3 protein-coding genes are annotated in these 3,808 nt (G+C 47.9%); all 3 read right to left on the reverse strand.

Annotated features, from left to right (window positions below):
• Window positions 1–181: 181 nt before the first annotated feature.
• Entirely contained in the window at window positions 182–1,366 is a 1,185-nt protein-coding gene (locus WMO64_RS16880; RefSeq protein ID WP_349232747.1) for a Coenzyme F420 hydrogenase/dehydrogenase, beta subunit C-terminal domain, read from the reverse strand.
• 5 nt (window positions 1,367–1,371) lie between these two features.
• Window positions 1,372–2,910: an oligosaccharide flippase family protein gene (locus WMO64_RS16885; protein ID WP_349232748.1), complete on the reverse strand. Its 1,539-nt coding sequence runs from the start codon at window positions 2,908–2,910 to the stop codon at window positions 1,372–1,374.
• A partial coding sequence (locus WMO64_RS16890; protein WP_349232749.1) for a polysaccharide pyruvyl transferase family protein occupies window positions 2,907–3,808 on the reverse strand: 902 nt, incomplete at its 5' end. The genes WMO64_RS16885 and WMO64_RS16890, both read right to left, overlap by 4 nt.

Below are 3,808 nucleotides of genomic sequence, written 5' to 3' on the forward strand. Positions count from 1 at the left end.
TGTGTCGCGACTTCATTCTACCAGAGATCTGCAAACCATGTCTCTTTTTCTTTTTGCGAAACTTATTCTACCTTATCAGAGGAAACGTTGTGTAAATCCGCATTTGACGGTTACGAAATGCTGACCGCCCGGCAGATAGTTTCTAGGAGAAGGATAAATTTGTTTTCTTAAAATGCTAAATTCACTTTTTCAAGGACCGCTTCATTAGCTTCCGGAGTGCCCTTGCAGGTATGCTCTTCCGTAATTGTACCATCAGCCGATCTGACAGGGATGGTTTTAAGCACTCCGTAACCAATAAATCCAGATTTTTTCCCGTATAATGCTCCCAGAACCAGGAATAGTGTTTGGAGCGGGTACACGGTAAAACCGCAGCCTGATTATAGAAAACAGCTTGGACAGGATCCACTTCTTGCGCGGATATTTTTGTGGAGATGCGCTGGAATACTTCCACAGCTTTGTGTGTATGGAGTAAAACCAATGAGGTTCCTTTTGCGTGAAATGCCGATGGACATACTTGCTGGACACCCCAAAAGTCAGCCAGCGTGAGATCACTTGCCCGGTGCAGACCCTTGAAGGGACAGCTGTAACAGGCCGAGCGGGAGATCAGTCCATTTAAGAACGCCTTCATATAGCTGCTGTCGGTGCCAGGACAATCGTAGAGCGTCCCATCCTCAAACGTGATTTGAAAATGGTATCCCTCCCAACTGGGCTCTTTCTTGCGGAATTGGATTTCTTTTATACCGCATTGCTGCTTTTCCATGTGACCATTCAAATAATCTGCCCATACCTTGGGGGATGGGATGCTATGGCAGACAATATCCTGACACAAGAGATTGGGTTCATCTTTTCCTAAAAAGAGCTTCAGCCCTGAAATTTGGCAGGGCGTTCCTGTGAAAAGAACAGGACGCCCGGAGTCCAAAATGGACTTTGTCTGCCGATAGGCCGTCCCAATGGTGCTTTGCACATACTTGGACGACTGAAATACTTTTGCCTCTTCCCAGGTTTCCGCCAGTCTGTGCGTTACCTGAAAGGAGTCGTTAAATGCCGCACCGAATACAGCGCCGCCGCGCTGCAAAGTATCCTGGGCCAGGAGCTGGAAAATCCCGCCTGACGAACAATGCTCCAATGCCCCGTCTTCCAGGTTGTGTGCCACGTAGGCCTTTGGAAGGGGCTCCGCGGCATATACTTCGTGGTGAAGGGCGGGACATACCGCCTGACAGTGTCCGCAATCGATACACAGGCTTTGATCGATGGAAGGATATAAAAAGCCGCCCTCTGCTTTTACCATGGTGATACACTGCTTGGGGCATCCATTCATACATGCGCCGCATCCCACACAGCGTTCATGCGCTACAATCTGCTGCATAAAGGTCACCTTTTATAGCCAATGATTTTTTGGGCCTTTGTAACGGCCTTCTGGACCGGAGCCTTCACAATACTGCGCTCATATGGATTCATCATAAAGAAATAGGCCAATATAAAATAGAGCACCGTATAGACAATTGCCAGTGCAAAAAAGGTAAGCCAGTTCCAGGTTTGAATCCAATCCAGAATAAAATACCAGATGGTTCCCATTAAAATCATAACCGGACTCATCCGAAGAATATTTTTCCAAAACTGCGGAACATCCAGTCCAATATGGGCATAATAATACCAGTTTATAATGATAATATTTCCGATAACATACGCAACGCACGTGGCCATCGCGGCACCGACGATACCAAACCGTTCCACCCACCAGAAGGTAAGTACAATATTTAAAACAGCAATACAGAGGTAGACAATGGAGCGGAATTGATGTTTGTTGAGAGCATACAAAATATTCAGCCCTGTGTTTTGAATGAGGGGAACCGTCACGGGAATCATGGTTAGCAGGGCCACATAATACGCTTCTCCATAACCTGCACCCGCCCACAGCCCAATAAACTGGCGGCCAAAGGCGACAAACGCTGATACAATGAAGGAAACCAGGATAAACTGCAAACGACCGATTCGGATAAAAAGCTCCGTAAATTGGGATCTGGGGACGTTATTGACTGCCATGTTGGTGAGACGTGGGATCAACAGACCGCTGATTGCCGTAGAAAGCCCTGTCACATAGGTATTAAACGATGCACCGATGTTGTATACTGCAGTGGCTGCTGCTCCGAGCGCCCAGCCGATAATAAGCTTATCTGTGGACCAGTAAAGAACGTCTACCATGCTTGCCAAGAATACAAAAGTGGAAAATTTCAGAATTTCCCGCAGAAGACCAGGCTGTGCTTTTCGGAAGTCGGGGCGAATGCCTAGTTTTTTTATGGCATACCAGGTGTATATACCATATGTGACAAAGTTCAGAGCGGTAGATGACAGGACCAGCCCCACTGAGCCAAACCCGCAAAGCAGTAAAAGAAGATTCAAAAGTGGGGCAGCAACTCCGGAAATCATGCTGACCGCTTTATTCAAAACATATCGCTCGTGGGCCAGCACAACGGAGCTGAACACACTAAACGGAAGAAACAGTGCGGTGTTGATGGTCATAAGGATGACCAAGATACGCAGGGTTTCCACTTCTTGTCCACTTAATGACCGGCTGTATATCTCGATATTACAGGAAAAAAGAAAGCCAGCCACCAGAATCAATCCGCAAATCACACTGTAAATTTTGATGAAAAGGCCTGCGATGCGAGCTTCCTGCTCTTTGTCGCCCTGTGAGCGGAATTTAGACAGATAGCGGACAATGGTGCCGCCGATTCCAAAATTCAGAAGCCCGATATAGCCCATAATAGACTGAGCGATACCGTACAAGCCATACTCTGACTGCCCCAACAGGCGCAGCATGATCGGCGTATAGACAAAAGGAATGATATTCCCAATCAGCAGATTCAGATAGGAAAGAACCGCACCGGACTTTAATTGATTTGTCTTCAATACAATGACAATCCTTTCACAGCATCTACCCCTGCCTGAGCCCTTGCCAAATAGTCCGGCAGTGTCCGGCTCAAATGATCGTGCACAGCATCCCGTTTACCATAAAGCACCGCAAAGGACTTGGACAGCTGGTCGGGGGCGGACAGCTCCTGTACCGGCAGCACATAGCCATCCTCTGTGCCGAAGAGATCTCTGGCAATTCCCCGGGCCTTGACGGAATACCCTACCACCAATGTGGGAACACAGGTGGAATAGGCCGCAATGGTCGCGTGGGTGCGGGCACCCACAAAAAAGCTGCAGTGAGATATGATGTACTTTAGCTCCGGCGCGGTGTGATCTTCTACCAGTATCAGTCTGGGATCGTCATTGAAATCATGATAGAGCTGCCGGAGGACGGTGCGGTCGTCGTTGGATTTCCATACTACATGGGGAATCAGAGCGGCACAGGCATCCGTCTCTGTGAGGATATATCGGATCAGCTGCTTGTAATTTTCATAGGCGGCGCCGGGGGTTGTTTCGTTTGAAATAATCATGGGGCTAATATTGATGCCAATGATATTTCGGGAGAGAAAGCGGTCATCCATGTTACATATCTGGGGGGCCATAAAAAATGCGGGATCAGGGGTAAGAAATGCATTTTGCTGCACGTGTCTTACGGCCTCATAAGTAATGCTTTCTCTGGCTACGATTAAACTATACCGGCTCAAATCATCTGACACTGATTTTTGTGTCACTACATCTGGTTCGATAGAGCACCCCCATAATGCAGTTTTTATGCCGTTTTTCCGGTAAGCTTGGTTCAGGTACCCATAAATTCCTGCACTACCATAGCAATAGTTATCGCCGCCGACAGAAAGCGCAATGTCCGTTCCAACGCTTGCCTGACGAATTCCGGGCA

The sequence above is a fragment of the Pseudoflavonifractor intestinihominis genome (assembly GCF_040096055.1).
Classification (GTDB): Bacteria; Bacillota; Clostridia; order Oscillospirales; family Oscillospiraceae; genus Pseudoflavonifractor; species Pseudoflavonifractor intestinihominis.